The 19,620-nt window shown below is 49.7% G+C and carries 16 protein-coding genes; 3 read left to right on the forward strand and 13 right to left on the reverse strand.

From position 1 onward, the window contains the following. Positions 1-216: 216 nt before the first annotated feature. Positions 217-2,451 carry a TonB-dependent siderophore receptor gene (locus Q4A84_RS04555; RefSeq protein ID WP_303087741.1) on the reverse strand — a complete coding sequence of 745 codons (2,235 nt, stop codon included), beginning with the start codon at positions 2,449-2,451 and terminating at the stop codon, positions 217-219. A 311-nt stretch (positions 2,452-2,762) separates the two neighbouring features. Here Q4A84_RS04555 and Q4A84_RS04560 point away from each other — a divergent pair, with 311 nt between their 5' ends. Next, complete coding sequence (locus Q4A84_RS04560; protein WP_303087742.1) at positions 2,763-4,532, forward strand: ABC transporter ATP-binding protein/permease; 1,770 nt, start codon at positions 2,763-2,765, stop codon at positions 4,530-4,532. A gap of 207 nt (positions 4,533-4,739) precedes the next feature. Here the strand turns inward: Q4A84_RS04560 and Q4A84_RS04565 are convergent, their stop codons facing one another. From Q4A84_RS04565 to Q4A84_RS04590, 6 genes are all read right to left on the reverse strand, one after another. Continuing rightward, complete coding sequence (locus tag Q4A84_RS04565) at positions 4,740-6,455, reverse strand: flotillin family protein (protein WP_303087743.1); 1,716 nt, start codon at positions 6,453-6,455, stop codon at positions 4,740-4,742. Positions 6,456-6,534: 79 nt separating this feature from the next. After that, entirely contained in the window at positions 6,535-6,753 is a 219-nt protein-coding gene (locus Q4A84_RS04570) for a hypothetical protein (protein ID WP_303087744.1), read from the reverse strand. An 81-nt stretch (positions 6,754-6,834) separates the two neighbouring features. Beyond that, on the reverse strand, positions 6,835-7,500 hold the full coding sequence (locus Q4A84_RS04575) for a YqiJ family protein (RefSeq protein WP_303087745.1): 666 nt from the start codon (positions 7,498-7,500) through the stop codon (positions 6,835-6,837). Positions 7,501-7,553: 53 nt separating this feature from the next. Beyond that, complete coding sequence (locus tag Q4A84_RS04580) at positions 7,554-8,489, reverse strand: tetratricopeptide repeat protein (protein WP_303087746.1); 936 nt, start codon at positions 8,487-8,489, stop codon at positions 7,554-7,556. Positions 8,490-8,525: 36 nt separating this feature from the next. Continuing rightward, positions 8,526-9,191: a PspA/IM30 family protein gene (locus Q4A84_RS04585; protein WP_303087747.1), complete on the reverse strand. Its 666-nt coding sequence runs from the start codon at positions 9,189-9,191 to the stop codon at positions 8,526-8,528. Between the two features lie 28 nt (positions 9,192-9,219). Next, positions 9,220-9,717: a hypothetical protein gene (locus tag Q4A84_RS04590; RefSeq protein WP_303087748.1), complete on the reverse strand. Its 498-nt coding sequence runs from the start codon at positions 9,715-9,717 to the stop codon at positions 9,220-9,222. 369 nt (positions 9,718-10,086) lie between these two features. Between Q4A84_RS04590 and Q4A84_RS04595 the strand changes: the two genes are divergently transcribed. Together Q4A84_RS04595 and Q4A84_RS04600 are read left to right on the forward strand one after the other, a co-directional pair. Then, positions 10,087-11,613 (forward strand): sodium-dependent transporter, encoded by a 1,527-nt coding sequence (locus tag Q4A84_RS04595; RefSeq protein ID WP_303087749.1) that lies wholly within the window; start codon positions 10,087-10,089, stop codon positions 11,611-11,613. Next, on the forward strand, positions 11,610-11,702 hold the full coding sequence (locus Q4A84_RS04600) for a methionine/alanine import family NSS transporter small subunit (protein ID WP_303087750.1): 93 nt from the start codon (positions 11,610-11,612) through the stop codon (positions 11,700-11,702). Before Q4A84_RS04595 ends, Q4A84_RS04600 begins: the two co-directional genes overlap by 4 nt. Before the next feature lie 89 nt (positions 11,703-11,791). Here the strand turns inward: Q4A84_RS04600 and tssH are convergent, their stop codons facing one another. The 6 genes from tssH to Q4A84_RS04630 all read right to left on the reverse strand — a co-directional run bounded on the left by tssH (position 11,792) and on the right by Q4A84_RS04630 (position 19,556). Then, positions 11,792-14,473 carry a type VI secretion system ATPase TssH gene (gene tssH, locus Q4A84_RS04605; RefSeq protein ID WP_303087751.1) on the reverse strand — a complete coding sequence of 894 codons (2,682 nt, stop codon included), beginning with the start codon at positions 14,471-14,473 and terminating at the stop codon, positions 11,792-11,794. Positions 14,474-14,584: 111 nt separating this feature from the next. Further along, the gene (gene tssG / locus Q4A84_RS04610) at positions 14,585-15,628 is read right to left on the reverse strand and encodes a type VI secretion system baseplate subunit TssG (RefSeq protein ID WP_303087752.1); all 1,044 of its coding nucleotides are present in this window, start codon (positions 15,626-15,628) and stop codon (positions 14,585-14,587) included. Next, on the reverse strand, positions 15,625-17,595 hold the full coding sequence (locus tag Q4A84_RS04615) for a type VI secretion system baseplate subunit TssF (RefSeq protein ID WP_303087753.1): 1,971 nt from the start codon (positions 17,593-17,595) through the stop codon (positions 15,625-15,627). Before Q4A84_RS04615 ends, tssG begins: the two co-directional genes overlap by 4 nt. After that, complete coding sequence (gene tssE, locus Q4A84_RS04620; RefSeq protein ID WP_303087754.1) at positions 17,588-18,100, reverse strand: type VI secretion system baseplate subunit TssE; 513 nt, start codon at positions 18,098-18,100, stop codon at positions 17,588-17,590. Before tssE ends, Q4A84_RS04615 begins: the two co-directional genes overlap by 8 nt. 9 nt (positions 18,101-18,109) lie before the next feature. Further along, positions 18,110-18,928, reverse strand: coding sequence for a type VI secretion system accessory protein TagJ (locus Q4A84_RS04625; RefSeq protein WP_303087755.1), 819 nt, complete (start codon positions 18,926-18,928; stop codon positions 18,110-18,112). A 289-nt stretch (positions 18,929-19,217) separates the two neighbouring features. Continuing rightward, positions 19,218-19,556 carry a P-II family nitrogen regulator gene (locus tag Q4A84_RS04630; RefSeq protein ID WP_303087756.1) on the reverse strand — a complete coding sequence of 113 codons (339 nt, stop codon included), beginning with the start codon at positions 19,554-19,556 and terminating at the stop codon, positions 19,218-19,220. Positions 19,557-19,620: the final 64 nt, after the last annotated feature.

The following is a 19,620-nucleotide window of genomic DNA, read 5'->3' on the forward strand; positions in this document are numbered from 1 at the left end:
GACATTAAGAAAATGACAGGCATTTTCTCAAATCTAAGCAAATCGTTGGCAAACGTATAAGAATTAATTCGCCTACATAAACCACTTTCCCGAAACAGTTTATTAAAACAGCCGGAAATTTTCGTTATTATAATCCCATAAAAAAATTCAGACAGGCATTTAATATTATGCCTGTCTGAATTTTTTACGCTTATGATCAAAGCGGTTTTAAAACGCTTAAAACGATAATTCTGCTTTCAACCAATAGGTGCGCGGCATACCCAATACGGCAAAGCTGCGGTCGTATTGGCCGCGCTGCACTTGCCAATAGGCCTTATTAAACAGGTTTTCAACCGTGCTGGTTAGGGTCAGCGTGTTGCCTTTGCCGATTTTCGTGCGGTATTTCGCGCCGACATCAACTAAAGTATATGAAGGGAGCGAATATGCTTTATCCGTACGTTGATAAGATTTGCCGAAATGCTGGATGTTTCCGTTAACCGTCAAACCGTTAACATAAGGCATATCCCATTCGATACCGGCTTTGGCAACGATGCGCGGGTTGGCCACTTGCACGCCGCTAACCAGATTATCTTTGAAATTCGGATAATCTTTTACGGTTGACTGCAAATACATCAGGCCGAAGCTCGGGCGCAGGGTTTTGCCGAGCAGATTGGCATAGGTATTGAATTCGATACCGCGGTTGCGCTCCCTACCTTGCGCTGCACCGGCAACGGCATTCATGGCCGTAAAATCTTTTTTGGGGTCTTTGTTGGTTACAACATCCTTTCCTTCTGTTACATTTCCCCCGTACCAATAACCCGGCCGGGTAATCTGGAAGGCGTTCAGTGTAGTTACAAAATCGCCCCAATTTTTACGCACGCCCACTTCAAACTGCCGGCTGACACGCGGGTGAGCCATGGTTGCTCTTCCTTTATCGTCAACGCTGATGCTGGTCGGCTCCAAGTCTTCCATGTAATTGCCGTAAACCACCAAATCGGGCGAGGGAACCCATGCGGTCATCAACATCGGGCTGAAGCGGCTGGCATCTGCCTTTTGGTTTGCAGCACGGTCGTTCTGCTCGACTTGTTGGAAGCGCCCGCCTACCGTCAAGCGGTATTTATTATCGGCAAAACCCAATGTATCGGATAAAGCCAAGCTGTTGACTTTAATCGTGTGGTTTGTGCTCGGTGTTGCATTCCAGGCGGTTCCCAAATTGGCATTTAATGCGGCCAATTGCGCCGGAATATCGCCGCTGGGATTAATCTCTCGACTGGTTGTTCGATTTTCACCTATATAGGTCAAACGTTTACGAATGATGCGGTCAAACGCCGTGCTCCAATTATGGCTGACCGGACCTGTTTCAAATTCTCCGCGGGCAGCCAAGTTCATACTCAAAGTCTTAAAGCGCTGATCGGTCAGCCGAGCGCGGCCCGAGTTGTATGTCAAGCCACTCTCTGTTACCGTGGGAGAAGAAAAATTGCCGTAGTAACGCGCTTCGTTATAGCCGATACCGCCTGTTATCTGGGCATTCTCAAACGCATCATACTCAAATGTGAGCATATTGGTCTGGCTGCGGGTATCTTGCTTCTGCCAGCTGGGCAGCAGATTGGTTTTGCCATTCAGCGCATCAAATAAGCGGCCGTTGGCGTTTTGGATATCCTGCATACGGGCGCGGCCGCCGGTTGTTTTGCGTTTGGAATAGAAAGAATCGAAGGCCACACGCAGTTTCTCGCCGCGATAGTCGGTATTCAAAGCAAATTCTTTGTTGTCTTCGCTGTAACCGTGGCGCGGCGTATCGCCGTGGCGCAGCTTGCCGTTAACGCGTACGCCGAATTGTTTGTCTGCGCCGAAACGCTGGCCCAAATCAAGCGTGCCTTGCGCACGGTTGTTGCTAAACCAGCCCAAGCCGACTTTACGGTTGCCCTCGTCGGATGCTTTTTTGGTTTCGATATTGACTGCACCGGATACCGCACCTTCGGGATCCATGCCGTTCACGGCGGTGCTGGCGCCTTTAATCAGTTGGGCTGAAGCAACCTGCACGCTGGATGTGCCCTGCGTGCCATACATGCCGGCCAAGCCATTAACGCTAAACTGACGCGAATCGAGCTGATAACCCCGGAAATACAGGCCGGTCAACGTATTGCTTTCGCCGCCGAACTGCCAAGTGGAAGCGTCTTTTTTGGCCACAACGTCAACCAACGTGCGCGCTTCTGTGTCGTTGATGACTTTTTCATCATAGTTAACCACCGTAATCGGCGCGGTAAAGGCATTGGCTTTGCCCAACAAGCCCAAATTGACGCGGTCGCGTAAATCACCGTCGCTGGCAATGGAAAAGGATTTAAACCCTTTGGCCTTTACTTCCACATTTTTCACTTCCACCGAAGCGTCGGAAGCCGCGGTTGAGGTTTCATCGGCGGAATAGGCAAATGCGCTGGCAATCATCAGAGGTAATAATGCTATTTTTTTATTCATTGCTTTCTTTCTTCGGCTCTACAAACTTCAGCCTTGCTAAATTTAAATGGCCGTAATATTGATTTATCGTTTTTTATTTATAATTTTCAGAATCATACCTTTTTATCTTATCTAAGAAAATTATTTTTTAACAAAAAAATTCAAAAATCGAAAAATAATGTCTCATATTTATTGTAAAATTAATTTATTTAAAAAATAATTGCAGTATCATTCCGCCCGCTCAGACACGGCCATTGCAAGATGCCTTGGCCTTCTAGTAGATTCTGATAAATTCATCCACCTGATTTCTCTACGAAACCCAATCCCTGAATATGGAAAAATGGCAAATTGAGCTTTATGCAACACCTTTGTGGTTGTTGCAGACTTTCGGCGGCGTAATGCTTGCGCTGGCCGTTTGCATTCTTTTAATCGGAAAAACCCTTTTCGGCCGTCAATTCTGGCAAATTTTACGCCCCTGCCTGACCCGAAAAAGCGCCGCTAAAGCCGGCCTGATGACCACTTTAATGATTGTATTGCTGCTTACCGAAATACGCCTGTATGTATTGAATACTTTTCTCTACAACAGCGCATACAGCGCGCTGCAAGACCGGCTGGCCGCCGTTTTCTGGACGGCGGTGCTTATCAATGCCGCGGTCATGCTTATTCGCGCGGTAAACGGCATCATCAATGATTTTCTCGATCAGGCACTGGCCATCAAATGGGCGGAGCAGCTCAATAATGTGCTGACCGAGCGTTGGTTGTCGGATAAAAATTATTACCGCCTGCAAATGCGGAAAGACACGCCGGACAATATCGACCAGCGTATCCAGCAAGACGCGCAGGATTTTATCGTTTCCACCATCGAATTCGTGCGCGGAATGCTGAATTCCATTTTGTCGACCATTGAATTTACCGTGGTTTTGTGGGGGCTGGCCGGCACTTTAAGCCTATTCGGCTTTGAAATAGAACGCGGCATCGTGTTTTTCGTTTACATTGCGATTTTGCTGGCTACCGCAATAGCCATGTGGATTGGCCGCCCGCTGATTAAATCGAATTTTGAAAACGAAAAACTCAACGGCGATTACCGTTATTCTTTAATCCGCATCCGCGACCATGCCGAAAGCGTGGCGTTTTATAACGGCGAACATCAGGAAAAACAAAAACTGAATGAACGCTTCAAAGCGATTATCCGCAACCGATGGCGCATCGCGCGCCAAAGCGTAACATTGAGCGGGTTCAACGATTTATTTTCCCAAGTGATGCAATTATTGCCACTGATGCTGCAAGCGCCGCGTTTCTTTGCCGGCCAAATCAAAATCGGCGATATGCAGCAAACGGTACAATCCTTCGCCCGATTGCAAAAAGCCATGTCGTTTTTCCGCAATTTCTATAAACAATTCACGGCCTACCGCGCCCGCTTGGAGCGCTTGAGCGGTTTTCTTTCCAGCATGGAAGAGCGAAAACCTTTTGAGCGGCCGCAAACAGATGAAGTGGCGGAAGGCATCGAATTAAGCAACGTTACACTCTATCGCAACAACGGCGATGTTTTGTTAGGCGATATTAGGCTGAAAGCCGAAAAAGGCGATGCGATGTTGATTCAGGGCCCCAGCGGCTGCGGCAAAACCTCTTTGCTGCGCACGCTGGCCGGCCTCTGGCCGTTCGGCAGCAGCGGCCATATCAAGCTGCCGGCGCACAACCATATTTTGTTTATCCCTCAATGCCCTTACATGGCACAAGGTACCCTGTTTGAAGCGATTTGCTATCCCGATATTCGGCCTTCGCGCGAAGCCTTAACCGAAATACTGGCCGCCTGCCGCCTATCCTATTTGGTTGATTTGCTGGAACAAACCGACGATTGGCAAAACCGCCTCTCGCCCGGCGAATTACAACGTATCGCCTTTGTACGCGTTTTGCTGGCCGCGCCAAAAGTCGTCTTGCTGGACGAAGCCACTTCCGCGCTAGACGAGCCGACCGAAGCGATGCTCTACACCCTTGTCCGAACCCGATTGCCGGATACCATCGTTATCAGCATCGGCCACCGCAATACGCTGCAAGCGCTCCACAATCAGAATATCCGCGTAGGCCAAGCCGCTTGCGATTGAATGCAAAGCAACTGAAATGCCTGTCTGAATATTTTCAGACAGGCATTATTTGTCTTATCCAGCCAAATAGACACCGCGCGGTTTCAAATGAGATTGGATGTCCACACCTCACGATAAGATTTCAGCATAAATAAATCTCGCACCGATTTCAGAAAACAAAAATGCCTGTCTGAAAACTTTTTCAGACAGGCATTGATTCAGGTTTTATCAAGATTCGGTTTTAGAACTCACCGCTTTATCCAAGCCTTGTGTCAAACCGTTGATATCGCCGCCGTTCAACCCCAACTCTTTCAACAGACCGTCAACCAGCGGGGCTTGGCTGCGGTAGCGCAAAGCGCTGTTAACCATCTGGTCGGCCAAGCTACCTTGTGGTGCAGCTTCTGCAGTTTCCGCATTGGCTGTCGAGCCGCCAAAACCGCCCAAGCCGTTGACTTGCAGGATTTTGATGTCGTCGATGTTTTCCATCGGGCGAACCGATTCGCGGATGATATCAGGCAGGTGTTTGAGCAAAGCCATGCGGATTTGCATTTCGATTTGCGCCACCGACAACACGTTGGCCGCTTCATTGACCGCACGTTTACCTTCAGCGTCTACTTTATATTGCTGCTCTTGCGCCTGCACCAACAGGATTTTAGCGTCGGCTTCACCCTGCGCTTGCAAACGCGCCTGCTCGGCTTCCGCCTGCGCCGCGATGCGCACGGCTTCCGCACGGTCTTGTGCCGCTTGCTTCTCGGCCTCCGCCGATACGGTAACCGCAATCGCTTCTTTTTGCGCTGCTTCTTCGGCGGCAATCAGCTCTACCGCTTTGGCACGTTCGGCACGCTCGGTTTCGCGTACGGTTACAACACTTTCCTCTTCGCGCACGGCGGCTGCACGCGCTTTATCGGCTTGCGCTTTGGCTTCTGATTCGGCACGCGATTTTTCGGCAACCGCGATGGCACGGTCTTGCTCGGCCAGCTCAATCGCTTTGCGGCGCTCCACCTCAGCCTGCTCTACCGCCTGCGCTTTGCGGATGTCTTCGTTTTTGATGTCGCGCTCGGCCATAATGCGTTTTAAATCCACTTCACGCTCGGCGGCAATTTTGGCTTCTTCGGCTTCGCGTTTTTTAGCCGCTTCCTGCTCGGCGATGCTGGCTTCCTGCTCGGCACGGCGCACAGAAATCTCGCGCTCTTGCTCCAGCTTGGCGTATTCTTCTTCTCGGGCAATTTGCAAACGTTGCTGCTCGGCTTCCAGATTTTTAGCTTTAATCGCCAAATCGGTGTCTTGTTCAATTTCGTTGCGTTTTTTGCGACGCACTTCGATGGTTTCGGTTAATTTGGTCAAACCTTCCGCATCAAACGCGTTTTGCGGATTGAAAAACTCAAACGCCGTTTGATCAAGGCCGGTCAGCGATACGGTTTCCAGCTCCAAACCGTTTTTAAACAAATCTTCTGATACCACCTGCTGCACTTTCTGCACGAAATCACCCCGTTTTTCATGCAATTCTTCCATTGCCATTTGAGAGGCCACCGCGCGCAGCGCGTCAACAAATTTACCTTCCACCAAATCTTTAAGCTGCTCGGGCGACATGGTTTTCATACCCAAAGTTTGCGCTGCGGTCGCCACGCTGTCGGAAGTGGGTTTCACCCGCACATAAAACTCGGCTGCCACGTCTACCCGCATGCGATCGCGCGTAATCAGCGCTTGCTGCGCCGCCCGCCGCACTTCCAGCCGCAGTGTATTCATATTGACCGGAATCACCTCATGCAACACCGGCAACACCAGCGCCCCGCCGTTCATAATCACTTTCTCGCCGCCAAAGCCCGTGCGCACAAACGACACTTCCTTGCTTGCCCTGCGATACAGCCGCGCCAGAATCAGGCCGAGCACAAACAAAGCAACCAGAATAATGCCCGCAATGCTGACAATCGTAATCAAATTCATGATGTTTTCCTTCTTGTTTTAATCTCAATATACATTAGCGCAAAATCATATTTCAGACAGGCCAATACCCAACCAACCCTCAATCCACAAAAAACATGAGGCCGCAAAAAATCGTCCAGCAAATCCAGGCAAGCAAAGCATAAAACCGGATTTGTTCTTCGTCCCAATCTCCTGCCCGCCAATCAATTAAGAAAAAAGCCGGCCAGCCCTTTATTCTTTCCGCACCGCCCCATGACAACAGCCATTTAAAAAAGATACTGCCCAACACATAACAGGCGATTAACTGCAAGTGAGCCATACCGTTTATCCCCCTATTTTTCTAAAAACAGCTTTTCAGACAGGCATTCGGCCGTTTTCCGATTGAAACGTATATCGTCTTTCAATCAATCAAACTGTTGCTCGGATTGGCAATTGCTTTGAATGTATTACCCGACAAAGCAACCAGCAAAACCGCTTCGCCCTGCTTCAATATCAAATCTCCGTCGGGCTCTGCCATCACATAATGCTGCTGGCCAAAACCGTCTTTAACCCGAACTTCCGCCGGGCTGCCCGGCCTTGCCTCGCCCAGCACCACCACCCCGACACGACCCACCAAGCTTTTTTGCTCCACCGCCGTCGTTTCATCTTTCGGCATAATCCGATACAAGCCGCCCGCCGTTACGCGCACCACCGGCAAGCTAACCAACCACACGGCAATCGCAGCAAGCCAACCGTTCAGATAAAAACCGAACACATTTTTCAGACAGCCTTGAAGCAGATAGCCCAGCAACCCGAACACCGCCAGAAACACCACCATCAGCATCAATACAGGCAGTTTTCCCACATAAAGCCAACTTAAAAAACGGATGAACGCACCGGCATCCGCCGCATCCAAGCCCACTTCGGCATGCCCCGCATCAGACAAACTATCGGGCAGCATGTTATCCAGCCAATCGCTAACGCCGCCCAACAGCAAAGAGCATACCTCCAAAACGCCCAACATCAACATCAGCATCACGGCGATACCGAAAATTTCGGTTTGCGGCGCATTGATTAAATCCCACATGAAAGATGTCCTTTTTCTATTTTCGGCCTGGCCGAATGCCTGTCTGAAAACATTTACTGCGGTTTGACCGCCCCGCTTTCCAGCAAGGCCCGTTCGGCCAGAGAGGCATTATCCAGACCCGACCATTCTTCCCAATATTCCCCTGCATTTCTACGGTCTTCCTCGCTCATCGAATTCAACGCATAGGAGCGCAGATACCACTTATAAATACCGGCCGACCAACCATCGTTTTTCGGATTACGCTCATAAGCCGCCCGTTTCAAAACATAGCCGATGGCAGGATCATGATACTGCTTGCTGCATTCTCTGTCGGAAAAACATTCCCCAAGCATCTTCAGCGCTGGAGAATAACCGCTCTTCACCGCAACACCCATCCAATAAAGCCCGACCGAAGATTCCTGCGGCACCCCCAGCCCCAGTGCATACAACCGACCCAACGATGCCTGAGCCATCCCGAATCCGGCGGATGCCGCCTTCTGGTAAGCCGCGGCCGCTTTAGCATAATCAGGTTTGGGCAATTCTTCCGAACACATACCAAGATTCATCCACGTTGACACCGCATCCGTTTTCTCCGCCGCCTTTTCCATCAACAGACAGCCGCGGACAAAATCTTTCTCCACGCCCCTGCCCTCCAGATAAGCCACGCCCAGATTGTTCAACGCATCGGGATGGCCTTTGGCCGCCGCTTTTTCCCAAAGCACCACCGCCTCGCGCCACTTCCCCGCATTCCGGTATTCTCGGGCCTCGGCATACCAAGCGGCCGCCTCGGCATCAGGCGTTGCTTCCCGCGGCAAGGCCGAAGATACGGCTTGCGACGATTGCACCGCCTGAGCCGGCGGCGCAATCCGTTTGCTTTCGGCTCTCAGCTGCGGCGCAACAGGCGCTTCCTGATTGCCATACACCAAGCCGAGAATGCTTAAAACCAACACGACCGCGGCGGCGACCATCCATTTACGACTTATCTTAACCGGTTGCGGTTGGTACGGCATGATTCTATTTCCCCGTTTTCAGACAGGCATCAAAGCTTATGATTTCGTTTTCAATGCAGCCAGACGCTCCTGTATCCGATTGTTTCGGCTCAAATCTTCCAACTCCTTCAGCTTGGCCAGTTGTGCCGCATCGGTGCTGCTGTGTACCGCATTCTGCCGTCCCATCAAACGGTCAAACGCATTGCCGCTTTTTTCAGCGTTGCGTGCAATCCGGTTCAAATCGCCGCCGCCCGCCGCGCCGCTTGCGCCGCCCGCATTCTGCTGGGCAGCACGCCATTGCTGAAGCTGCTGCTGCATTTCGCGCTTTTTGGCTTGCAATGCAGCAATAAAACCTTCCAATTCTTTTTCCTGCGCCGCGCAGTCGGCAATGGTGTTTTCCAATACCGGCAGGCGTGCTTCGATATCCATTTGCTCCGCAATACCGGCTTCGGCCAAGTCATCTCGCCCCGCATCAACTGCTGTTTGCAGATTCGCACTCAAAGCTTCGTGGCGGTTGCTTTCATCGGCCATTTTTTTGGTTGCCAGATGTTTCTGCGCCAACACCCTGCCCAATTCCAGCCGCACTTCGTCTACCGCCCGCTCGATTTCACGTATGCTCTCGTTCATCACCGCCTCGGGCGCCAAATTTTCCGCCGCATCCATCAACGCATGAAAACCGCCGCTAACCAAACGCCCTACTCTGCGTGCCAATGTTTCGCTCATTTCCGTTTCCTTTCTTTCGGTTGATTGCTTATTCTTTCGCCTGCTGCACGATATGCGCCAGCTTCAAAGTATTTTCCAATTCATCTAAAACACCATCGTCATACGCCGCCCCTTTTCCGGTAACCGCCAGCTGCAAAATACTATCCGCCAGCCGCACGATGCGCCACATAACCTCGCGCTCGTATTTCTTCAGCATATCCAAATCCGCGTTTTCCGGTAAATCGGCAGCCAGCGTCGCACTCAAATCCGGCAGCAATTCAAAAAGCCGAGCCAGAATATGCGAATGCACGCCGAACTCTTTTTCCGCATGCAGCACATCATGCTTGGCCGACTGGAAAAACTGCTCCACCGCGCCCAGCGCCGTACCATAATCATGCATCTGAGTGTGAGCCAACCGCGCCTGCTTCAATAATTCGCGAATTTTCTCTGACGGCGTATTCGCACCTTCCACATCAAGATTCGCTATAAAATCAGCATCTTCTTGAGATATTCTTACGCTAATCGGGATTCTGTTATTTGTACTCATTTCAAATGATTTCTTATGTATTCATTTGAATACAAATATAATCAAAAAGTTTTCACAATGCAAGTACAAGAAGAAAATTTTTTGAAAAACAAATATGCCTGTCTGAAAAATGTTTCAGACAGGCATATTCTGCTGCTCTAGAGACTTTCAACCGGGAAAACATCAGATGATTCGATACTCATATAAAATAAATATCAACCTCATCTATTGCCATTTCTCTGATTTTTTTTTACGATGGGATAAATTTTTTATAGCATAACTTTACAAATCAGCTCGCACCTATGGCGGATGCGTGTCGATTTTAAAAATCATTGATGTAAAAAATATGATAAACCATATAGTTAACACATATTAAACGAGGTATTTATTGTGTCCGATTCCAACCCTCAAAAGCACCAAAGGGAAACCTTCTCTTCCCGCCGGTCGTTTATGTTTGCCGCCATCGGCTCCGCCGTTGGCTTAGGCAATATCTGGCGCTTCCCCTACGTTACCTACGACAACGGCGGCGGCGCATTTATGATTCCTTATCTGGTGGCGCTGCTTACCGCCGGCATTCCCTTGCTTTTCCTAGACTATGCCATCGGGCACAAATACCGCGGCTCTCCTCCGCTGGCTTTTCGTCGATTAAACAAACATTTTGAAACTTTCGGCTGGTGGCAGGTGCTGATTAATGTCATCATCGCCATCTATTATGCAGTTATCATCGGCTGGGCAGCCAGCTATACTTATTATTCGTTTTTCAGCGGCTGGGGCGCCGACCCTTCCAGTTTCTTCTTTAAAGACTATCTGAAAATGGCGGAAGGCGCATCGCTGGGCTTCGATTTCGTCGACAATATCGTCGGGCCCTTAATCGGCGTGTGGATTGTCACCCTGCTGATTATGGCATTGGGCGTACAGAAAGGCGTGGGTAAATCTTCCGAATTCTTTATGCCTTTATTAACCGTCATGTTCCTGATTTTGGTTGTCAGCTCGCTATTTTTACCCGGGGCAACTAAAGGTTTGAATGCCTTATTCACGCCCGACTGGTCGAAATTAAGCGAACCGAGCGTATGGATTGCCGCCTACGGTCAGATTTTCTTCTCGCTCTCCATCTGCTTCGGCATCATGATTACTTACGCCTCTTACCTGCAAAAAAAATCCGACCTTACCGGCACGGGCTTGGTTGTCGGCTTTGCCAACAGCAGCTTTGAATTACTGGCCGGCATCGGAGTCTTTGCCGCATTAGGCTTTATGGCCACCACCGCAGGTAAAGAAGTCAGCGAAGTAGCCACTTCAGGCATCGGTTTGGCCTTTATCGCATTCCCAGCCATTATCGATAAAGCGCCGTTCGGCTCGGTTATCGGCGTTTTGTTTTTCGGTTCGTTGGTATTTGCCGGGCTCACTTCCCTGATTTCGATTTTGGAAGTGGTTATTGCTGCCATTCAAGACAAGCTGCACATGGGTCGCGTTGCTTCGACTTCGCTTGTTTGCCTTCCTTTGATGGTTGTCTCCACTTTACTGTTTGGCACAACAACCGGCTTGCCCGTGCTTGATGTATTGGATAAATTCGTCAACAGTTTCGGTATCGTAGCCGTCGGTTTCATTTCCATCATCTGCATTACGCTAACCAAAAACCTCGGCCAGTTAACCAATCACATCAACGCCACCTCATCCATCAAACTGGGCTTCTTCTGGCGCTTGTTTGCCGGCATCATCACACCGGTTATCTTGGGCTGCATGTTGTTCACCGAAGCAAAAAAAATCCGTGCGGAAGGCTATGGCGACTATCCGAGCTGGTTTGTCGACACATTCGGCTGGGGCATGGCGATTGGGCTGATTGTGTTGGCCTTTTTCCTGTCGAAATTAAGCTGGCCGCATGAAGATAAAACCAACAATCATGAAAGAGACCAATCATGAATACTATAGCAATCATTATGATGGTGATTTCCATCATCGTTATCTGGGGCGGTTTATTACTCTCCATATTGCGCCTACCTAAAGAATAAACTTTTTCATTGTTAAAAAGCCAATGCCTGTCTGAAAATAAGTTTTCAGACAGGCATTGGCTTTGATTCAAACCTAGCTCAGAAGAAATCTATTTCTGTCCTGCTGCTGCCGGTTTCTTCCGCTTGGCAGGCCGTTTTGCTTTAACTTCTTTTTTCATCTGGTATTCATATGAAAAATCATTGTCGGCCACGCTAATATGAACCGTTGCAATCTGTTTGCCCTGCGTCGCGCCGGTCAACAACGCGCGGCTAATCTGCGGCAACACGGTATTGGTTAAAATCGCATCTATCATACGGCCGCCCGATTCCACTTCGGTGCAACGCGAAGTAATCAGTTTCAAAACATCTGGCGTGTAGGTCAAATCAATATTATGGTTCGACTTAATACGGCTTACGATACGACCAAGCTGCAATTCAACAATTTTCGCCAGCATATCGTCTAAAAGCGGGTAATACGGAATCACCTGCATCCTGCCCAGAAGCGCGGCCGGGAACACTTTCAGCATTGGTGCGCGCAAAGCTTTGGCCAAGCCTTCCGGTGTAGGCAGCATTTCCGGATCGTCGCACATATCCATAATCAGGTCGGTGCCGACATTGGTGGTAAGAATGATGATGGTGTTTTTAAAATCGATATAGCGCCCTTCGCCGTCTTCCATCCAGCCTTTGTCAAACACTTGGAAGAAGATTTCATGCACGTCGGGATGCGCTTTTTCCACTTCGTCCAGCAAAATCACGCTATACGGCTTGCGGCGCACGGCCTCGGTCAATACGCCGCCTTCGCCGTAACCGACATAACCCGGAGGCGCACCTTTTAAAGTGGAAACCGTATGCGATTCCTGATATTCGCTCATATTGATGGTAATCACGTTGTGCTCGCCGCCATACAAAGTATCGGCCAGCGCCAGAGCGGTTTCCGTTTTACCAACACCGGAAGGCCCCGCCAGCATAAAGACACCGATGGGCTTATTGGGGTTGTCCAGATTGGCCCGCGAAGTCTGTACGCGCCGCGCGATGGCCTCAAGGCCGTGCCGCTGGCCGATAATGCGTTTATTCAAAGTATCGGCAAGATGCAATACCGCTTCCACTTCGTCTTTCATCATCTTGCCAACCGGAATGCCCGTCCAATCGGCCACCACGTCGGCAATCGTGCGCGCATCCACCAAAGGCATAACCAACGGCTGTATGCCTTGCAATGCTTTCAATTCATCCACCAGAGCTTTTTGGCGCGCTTCTACTTTTTTCTGCTCGGCCGCACTCAACTCCTCTTCAGGCTGCATAATCTGAGCGCGTACGGTCAGCAATTCTTCAACCAAAGCCGTTTCTTTTTCCCACCGTTTTTCCAAATCTTCGAGCTGATGCGCCACTTCGTCCAACTCTTTGGTAATCGCAGCCTGCCGCTCTTCGCAATCAAAGCTGAGTTTCTGCTCTCTGGCCAAATTGCTTTGTTCCAGCAATAAAGCCTCTTGCTTTTTATGTAGATATTCGATGCTGCCGGGCACCGCATGCTGGCTAACCGCAACGCGGGCGCAAGCCGTATCAATCAAGCCCACTGCCTTATCAGGCAATTGGCGCGCAGGAATATAGCGATGCGAGAGCTTAACCGCCGCTTGTATCGCTTCATCCAAAATAATCACTTTATGATGTTTTTCTAAAGAGCTGTTCAACGCGCGAAGCATATTAACCGCTTTTTCTTCGCTCGGTTCTTCAATCTGAACCACTTGGAAGCGGCGGGTCAAAGCCGGGTCTTTCTCAAAATATTTTTTGTATTCGGCCCAAGTTGTCGCGCCGATGGTGCGCAGCTTGCCGCGCGCCAGCGCCGGTTTCAGCAGGTTAGCCGCATCACCCGTGCCGGCCGCCCCTCCCGCTCCGATTAAAGTATGGATTTCGTCAATAAACAAAACGATGGGAATCGGGCTGGATTCCACTTCGTCCATCACCGCCCGCAAACGCGATTCAAATTCGCCGCTCACACTGGCTCCGGCTTTCAGCAGGCCGATGTCCAGAAGAATCAGCTGCACGTCTTTCAAAGCAGGCGGCACTTCGCCCGCGGCCAAGCGCAACGCCAGTGCTTCAACCACAGCCGTTTTGCCGACGCCGGCTTCCCCGGTCAGAATCGGATTGTTCTGACGGCGGCGCATCAAAATATCGATAATCTGGCGGATTTCGGCATCACGCCCGGTTAGCGGGTCAATTTCGCCGTTTTTGGCTTTTTCAGTCAGATTGCTGCCGTATTTGGCCAACGCACTATCGGTTGACGAACCGGCTTGCCCTTCTGCCGCAGCAGTACCCACGGCTTCTCGGTTTTCTTCCGAACCGGCGGTAACGGAAGCCATTTCTTCAGACAGCACTTCGGGTTTGATTTTTAAAAACTCGGCAGAAATATTGGCCAGAATGCTTTGCAGCGGTTTGTTTTGCAGCAAGGTGTAAATCAGATGGGCGCTGCGGATTTTATCGGCGCCGAACTCCAGCGAGCTGATTGCCCACGCTTTTTCAACCGCCGTTTCGATATGCTCGGAAAAATCAATCACCGCAGTGGCGCCCACCGGCAACTTTTCCACCGCCGCCAACAGGTCGCGGCGCAATTTTCCCTCGTCCAAACCGAAGCGGTTGATCAGGCAGAAAATATCGGTTTTCTCCGTTTGCAACAGTGTATGCAGCCAATGCACCAGCTCAACATAGCTGTTTTCCCGCAGTTTGCAAAAAACAAAAGCATTTTCCAACGCCTTGTATAGGGTTGTATTTAATTTTCCGAACAATACGCTGCGTGACATAAAGGTTTCCTTTATCTGTAAAATAAGCCTGTCTGAAAACAATCAAACCAAGCATCTTCCTGCCCTCAAACCGATGCCTGTCTGAAAATCCGAAAACAACACTTTCCGCCCTCAATGGCTGCCGACAACCAAATCCTCCGCATCCCGATTAACATGCCCAAGCCATGTAGACAAACCCAGCTGGGTATCGTTGCCTAGTTCCAAAGGCGGCACTTCCTGCCGCATCAATACCGGCTTCACATCCCATTCGTATTCATCCGCCAAAAACAGGCGCACCCATTCGCGCAAACGGGCGGTATTGAATCCTTTTTTATAAAACGAACGATATGCCTCCAGCGTAAGCGGGCCGACAATAATTCGGAATTTGCTTTGCGCATCATAAAGTTTGTCGCCCAACAAAAGCCCTTCGCCCAAGGTAAAACCCTGCTCGGAACCGACCTGCGTTTTCTCCTCGTCGCTCACGCTAACCCAATAGCCGACGTTGGTTTGAATCACAACCTGCACTTTGAAATAACGGGTCAAGAGCTGTTGCAGATTCGCAGCCGAACGGCTTTGCTTCATCAAAAGTCCGGCAAAGTAACGGCGGGAAAATTCATGCACCAGATTGTGGTTGCTGACCGGCGGCGAATCCAAACCGTTCAGACAGGCAATATATTTACCGAAGCGGTCTTCCGCATTTTTATCCAATGAAACGATGCTTTGCGCATTAGCCCACGCACGGTAAAACAACACGGCCAAACGGTGTTGAAAAATATTGGCAAATCCCGTCCACGTTGCATCGCCATGCTGATGCTGGCGCTCGTAAGCATATTCAGTGATGTGCAAAGGCAACGGGCCCGACGGGCCAAACAAACCGAAACCGTTGATGGAAATCTCAACATAACCCGGCGTTAAGTTAACCGACTGAATGTTGCGCGGCGAGAAAATCAATGAAGGCTCTTGGCGCACCCTGATTTTCTCCTGCTTGGGGTTAACCGCCTTACCGAGCAAGCGCCCGCCGGTCATAAACCGAACCGATTCGAGCTGCCGCAATAAAGAAAAATAGTCGTATCTGTACGGCCGGGAAGCAACCTTGTTTAAAAACCCGGTCAGTCTCTCATCCCAACAGCCTTCAGGCAAATCATCGCCAACATTGCCAACGCCAGCCGGTTTCATAGCAACACTCTTTCTCCGACCACCGTCGGCCAAGTTGCAATCCGCCCTTGCTGCAAAGTATCAATCTGAAGCTGTATAAACGAATTCATCGATACCAAACGCCGGAAATAATGGTTGAGAACCGAACCGAATAAAAACGGATGAATGCCGCCCAATAATGCATCATCAAGCGTCAGCACCAATCGGATTCCACGAACCGGCGCTGCCGTACCGTGATAACGAACCACCTTATTCATCACGGCGGTTTCCACCCGTATGATGGAATCGATTTGCTTTTTCATCAGATCGTTTTCAGAAGAAACGAATGCCGACAACAATGCTTTCAGAGTAGTCGGCGCATCGTCTTCATCAATATTCAGCAACGAGCAATAATTCAAACTTAACTGGTTGAGAAACGGCCAGAGAGACTGGTCTTCGCTGGGCGCCGTTTTCGGGCGCGTCAGTTTGGAAATCAGTTTGATGGATTTAACCGGCAATGCACCTTCAATTAAGAAATCGGAAGCGCCGTCACGCGGCATCAGCAGCGGCAAATCACGGCTTGTACACCAAGCGTCTACCGATAAATGCTCGATACCGGAATTAAAGGTACAGTCGGTATTGTCTGCCAAAGAAAGAAAAATCTCACTGCCCAGATAAGAAGTGCGATAACCGTTTTTCAAAACGCTATCGGAAGGAAGCCTGTCGGTTCTGCGCGCCGAAAAATAAGCGTGGTGCGTTTGCCCTTCGGGAAACAGACCCATATCGGGCGCCTGATACATCGGCGCAAACACAACGGTCTGCCGGTTGTTGGCATCAAACCCCTTAACTTGCTCAATGGAATGCACTTCATAATTCAAAGGCTGCGTGCGGTCGATAACGACATGATGCTCCCTGTCCTGCATATTCACGGGGAAGCGTGCACTCTTTTTTCTGAACAGATTGACTACCGGCACCGCATTTAAAGCAAAATCTTCCTCGCCTACCAGCTCCATCAACTCCGTCATTTTATTCGTGAACAAAAAAGAAAGGCTGAAATAGCGTTTGCTATAGGTAATCAGCTTTTTATTCACTCCTTTGTCATTCACAACCTCTTCCAATTGCTCCGGCACTTTAGCCACATGCCCTTCTTTTTCCGCTCTGGCAATTGCTTCCTTCATGCCTTTTTGAGCGATAAAAAGAAATTTTTCCGGCAAATCCGCATATTCCTGCAATATCCTGAACGCGCTGACCGATTTATCAAGGTTAAAAGTAAGGGCTTCGTCTTCATTAAAGCCGACATGTTCAGGCAGGCTTTTCAGCGGATAACACCATTGCTTAGGGCTCTCGTAGCTATGGCAAACCACCCCGGCACACTCCGAAGCCAGCAAAAACAATAGCGACGAAGCTTTGGATAAATCAGAGCCCAGATACAGAGGCAAAACATTCGGCAGCATTTCCGAACACAAGCCCGAAACGCTCAAAGAAAAATCCAGTCTTAACGCCGATTGTATTTTTCCCGAAGCCTGTCTGAGAAGATTGAGCCTGCCCGGCAAATAGCCGAGGGAATCGGTATATTTGGCCTTTTCGATTTTTAAGGGAAGAATATCGATGGTTTTGGTGACGGAAAACGGGCAGTTGACTTTGTATTCGTCGATAAACAGCGAACGCAATACCCGCCCGCGCTCCAGCCGGTTAATCACGTCGCCCTGCTGACCGTTAGGTTGCAGGTTCACAATGGCCGAAGCAGGTTTCTGGCTGGTGAAATCGGGATAAACGATTTCCAGAATCCTTTGCACGAATCGCGGATATTCTGCATCCAGTTTGAGCTGCGTTCTGGCAGTCAGAAAGCCTACGCCTTCCAACAAACGTTCTACATAAGGATCGGGAATATCGGTGGTATCGAGCGCCAAACGGGAAGCGACTTTAGGATAGCTCTTCGCAAATTCTTTTCCCATTTCTTTGAGAAAAGCCAGCTCCCGATTGTAATAAGACAATAATTTGCTATTCACGGCCTGCCCCTCCTTCCCATAAATTAAACAGACCCGTTTCAATATCCATGCTGGTGCGGAGCAAGAATTCTTTAGGATATGGATTTAATTTCAGATTACCTTTGATTTCGATAATCAGCTGGTTATGCAGCGCGGCCTCGCTATCCGACACATCCGCCACCACTTGCAGAGAATGGCTTTCCAGCCTCGGTTCAAAGCGGATAATCGCCTGTCTGATATATTGCGCCACTTCCTCCCACTCGATATCGGAATAATTCAAACCGGAAAGCGGGGGAATGCCGTAATTCAGCGTTGAGGCCTGCACGTATTCGGGCAAACGCTCGTCCGCCATACCCGTTTGCAAATTACAGGTATTGAGCAAATAGAGAATGTCGCGCAAAACAGCCTTACGGTATTGCTCCAGATTGACCGCTTTGCTTGGCAGCGCTTCCTTCTTTTTACGCGGCTCTTCGTCTGTGAGCCGGTCAAACAAAGAAGGCAGCAATTGGTTTTTAAATTGAGACATAATCGGCCACTAATGGTTGTGCTCAAAATGAATCGATCGTATATCCAACAGCCCTAAATCCGCTTGGTCGGTGTAAAGCATCTTCTGACCAAAGCCCACATACAAATCGTCGGCAACCGCTTGCCAGCGCGTTTGCGAACAAGCCAACAAGCTGTCCGACCATTCTGTTTCCGCTTCTGCCGGCAAAACCGCATAACGCGCCGGGCTGACGCATTGCATAGTTTCGCCTCCGACCAACGTGATTTCGCACGGGCGCCAAATCACATCCAACAACGAGTCGGGCGCTTTAAACGAAATGCTTTCGATGGCATCCCATGTTTGCCAATAATACTGCCCGCGGTAAAAAAATTCATAAACAAAAGACGTACGGGCATCACCATCGATAATCCAGCCGCCCGATACTTCCGACACTTCTTTATCCGCCCCAAAATAAGCGATTTTTACCGGCACGCCGTCTACCGATTCGGATAAAGCGGCATAATCAGCGGCCAAAACGTCTGTTTCCCGCTCGAAAACATGCGCTGCCAATGACAGCTGCCGCTGCAATACTGCCAATTTGCTCGAATGCTGCTCCAGCGTTTGCGGTTTCTGCTTGGCGGTTAAAACCGATTCACGCCGCATTTCGGCTTCAATATTCTCGATTAGATAAAGCATCAGCGGTTTTTGCATGTCGGGAAACAGTTTACGGTATTGCCCGATTTGCTTCAAAGCCTGCTCCCATTTGGCACTCATGCACAAATACTGAATCAGCGCCAAACGACGCTCATGGCTGTCGGGGTAGGAACGCACCGCGTCAACCGCTTGAGCTAATCTCGTTTTCAAATCCATACCGCTACTCCTTTGTTTTCATTATCCAACCATGCCTGTCTGAACAATAAAGCAACAGGCCGTTGCACACACAAGCTCATTCAGTCGCTCCGCAACGAAGAAATGGCGCATGCAATTAAGAATCTACACCAGCCTCAAGATTAATGCTAATGAATTAAAATGAAAATGCAGATGGCGCCGTCGGTATTTTACCGCGAAGGCGTCGGGAACACTTTGTTTCCCCAAAACAAATGCCTGTCTGAAAAATCTTTCAGACAGGCATTCTCATTCATTTTCCACCCGATGCGTATCAAACCGCAGCATCGGAAGTTTCGCCCGTACGGATACGGATGGCTTGCTCAACCGGCAACACAAAAATCTTACCGTCGCCGATTTTGCCCGAACGCGCCGCTTCGACAATCACTTCAACCGCACGGTCAACCATATCATCGCTCAACACCAATTCCAGCTTCACTTTCGGCAAAAAATCTACCGCATATTCCGCCCCGCGATAGATTTCTGTGTGCCCTTTCTGACGACCAAACCCTTTTACTTCGCTAACCGTCATGCCCGAAATGCCGGCTTCCGTCAGCGCCTCTCGCACATCGTCTAATTTAAACGGCTTGATAATGGCTTCGATTTTTTTCATCTTTTCCTCCGGTTGGAATTAAGGTTATCAATATATAAAGCATGCACAAGCCAAAAGCTATCAC

The sequence above is a fragment of the Neisseria sp. genome (assembly GCF_030527965.1).
Classification (GTDB): Bacteria; Pseudomonadota; Gammaproteobacteria; order Burkholderiales; family Neisseriaceae; genus Neisseria.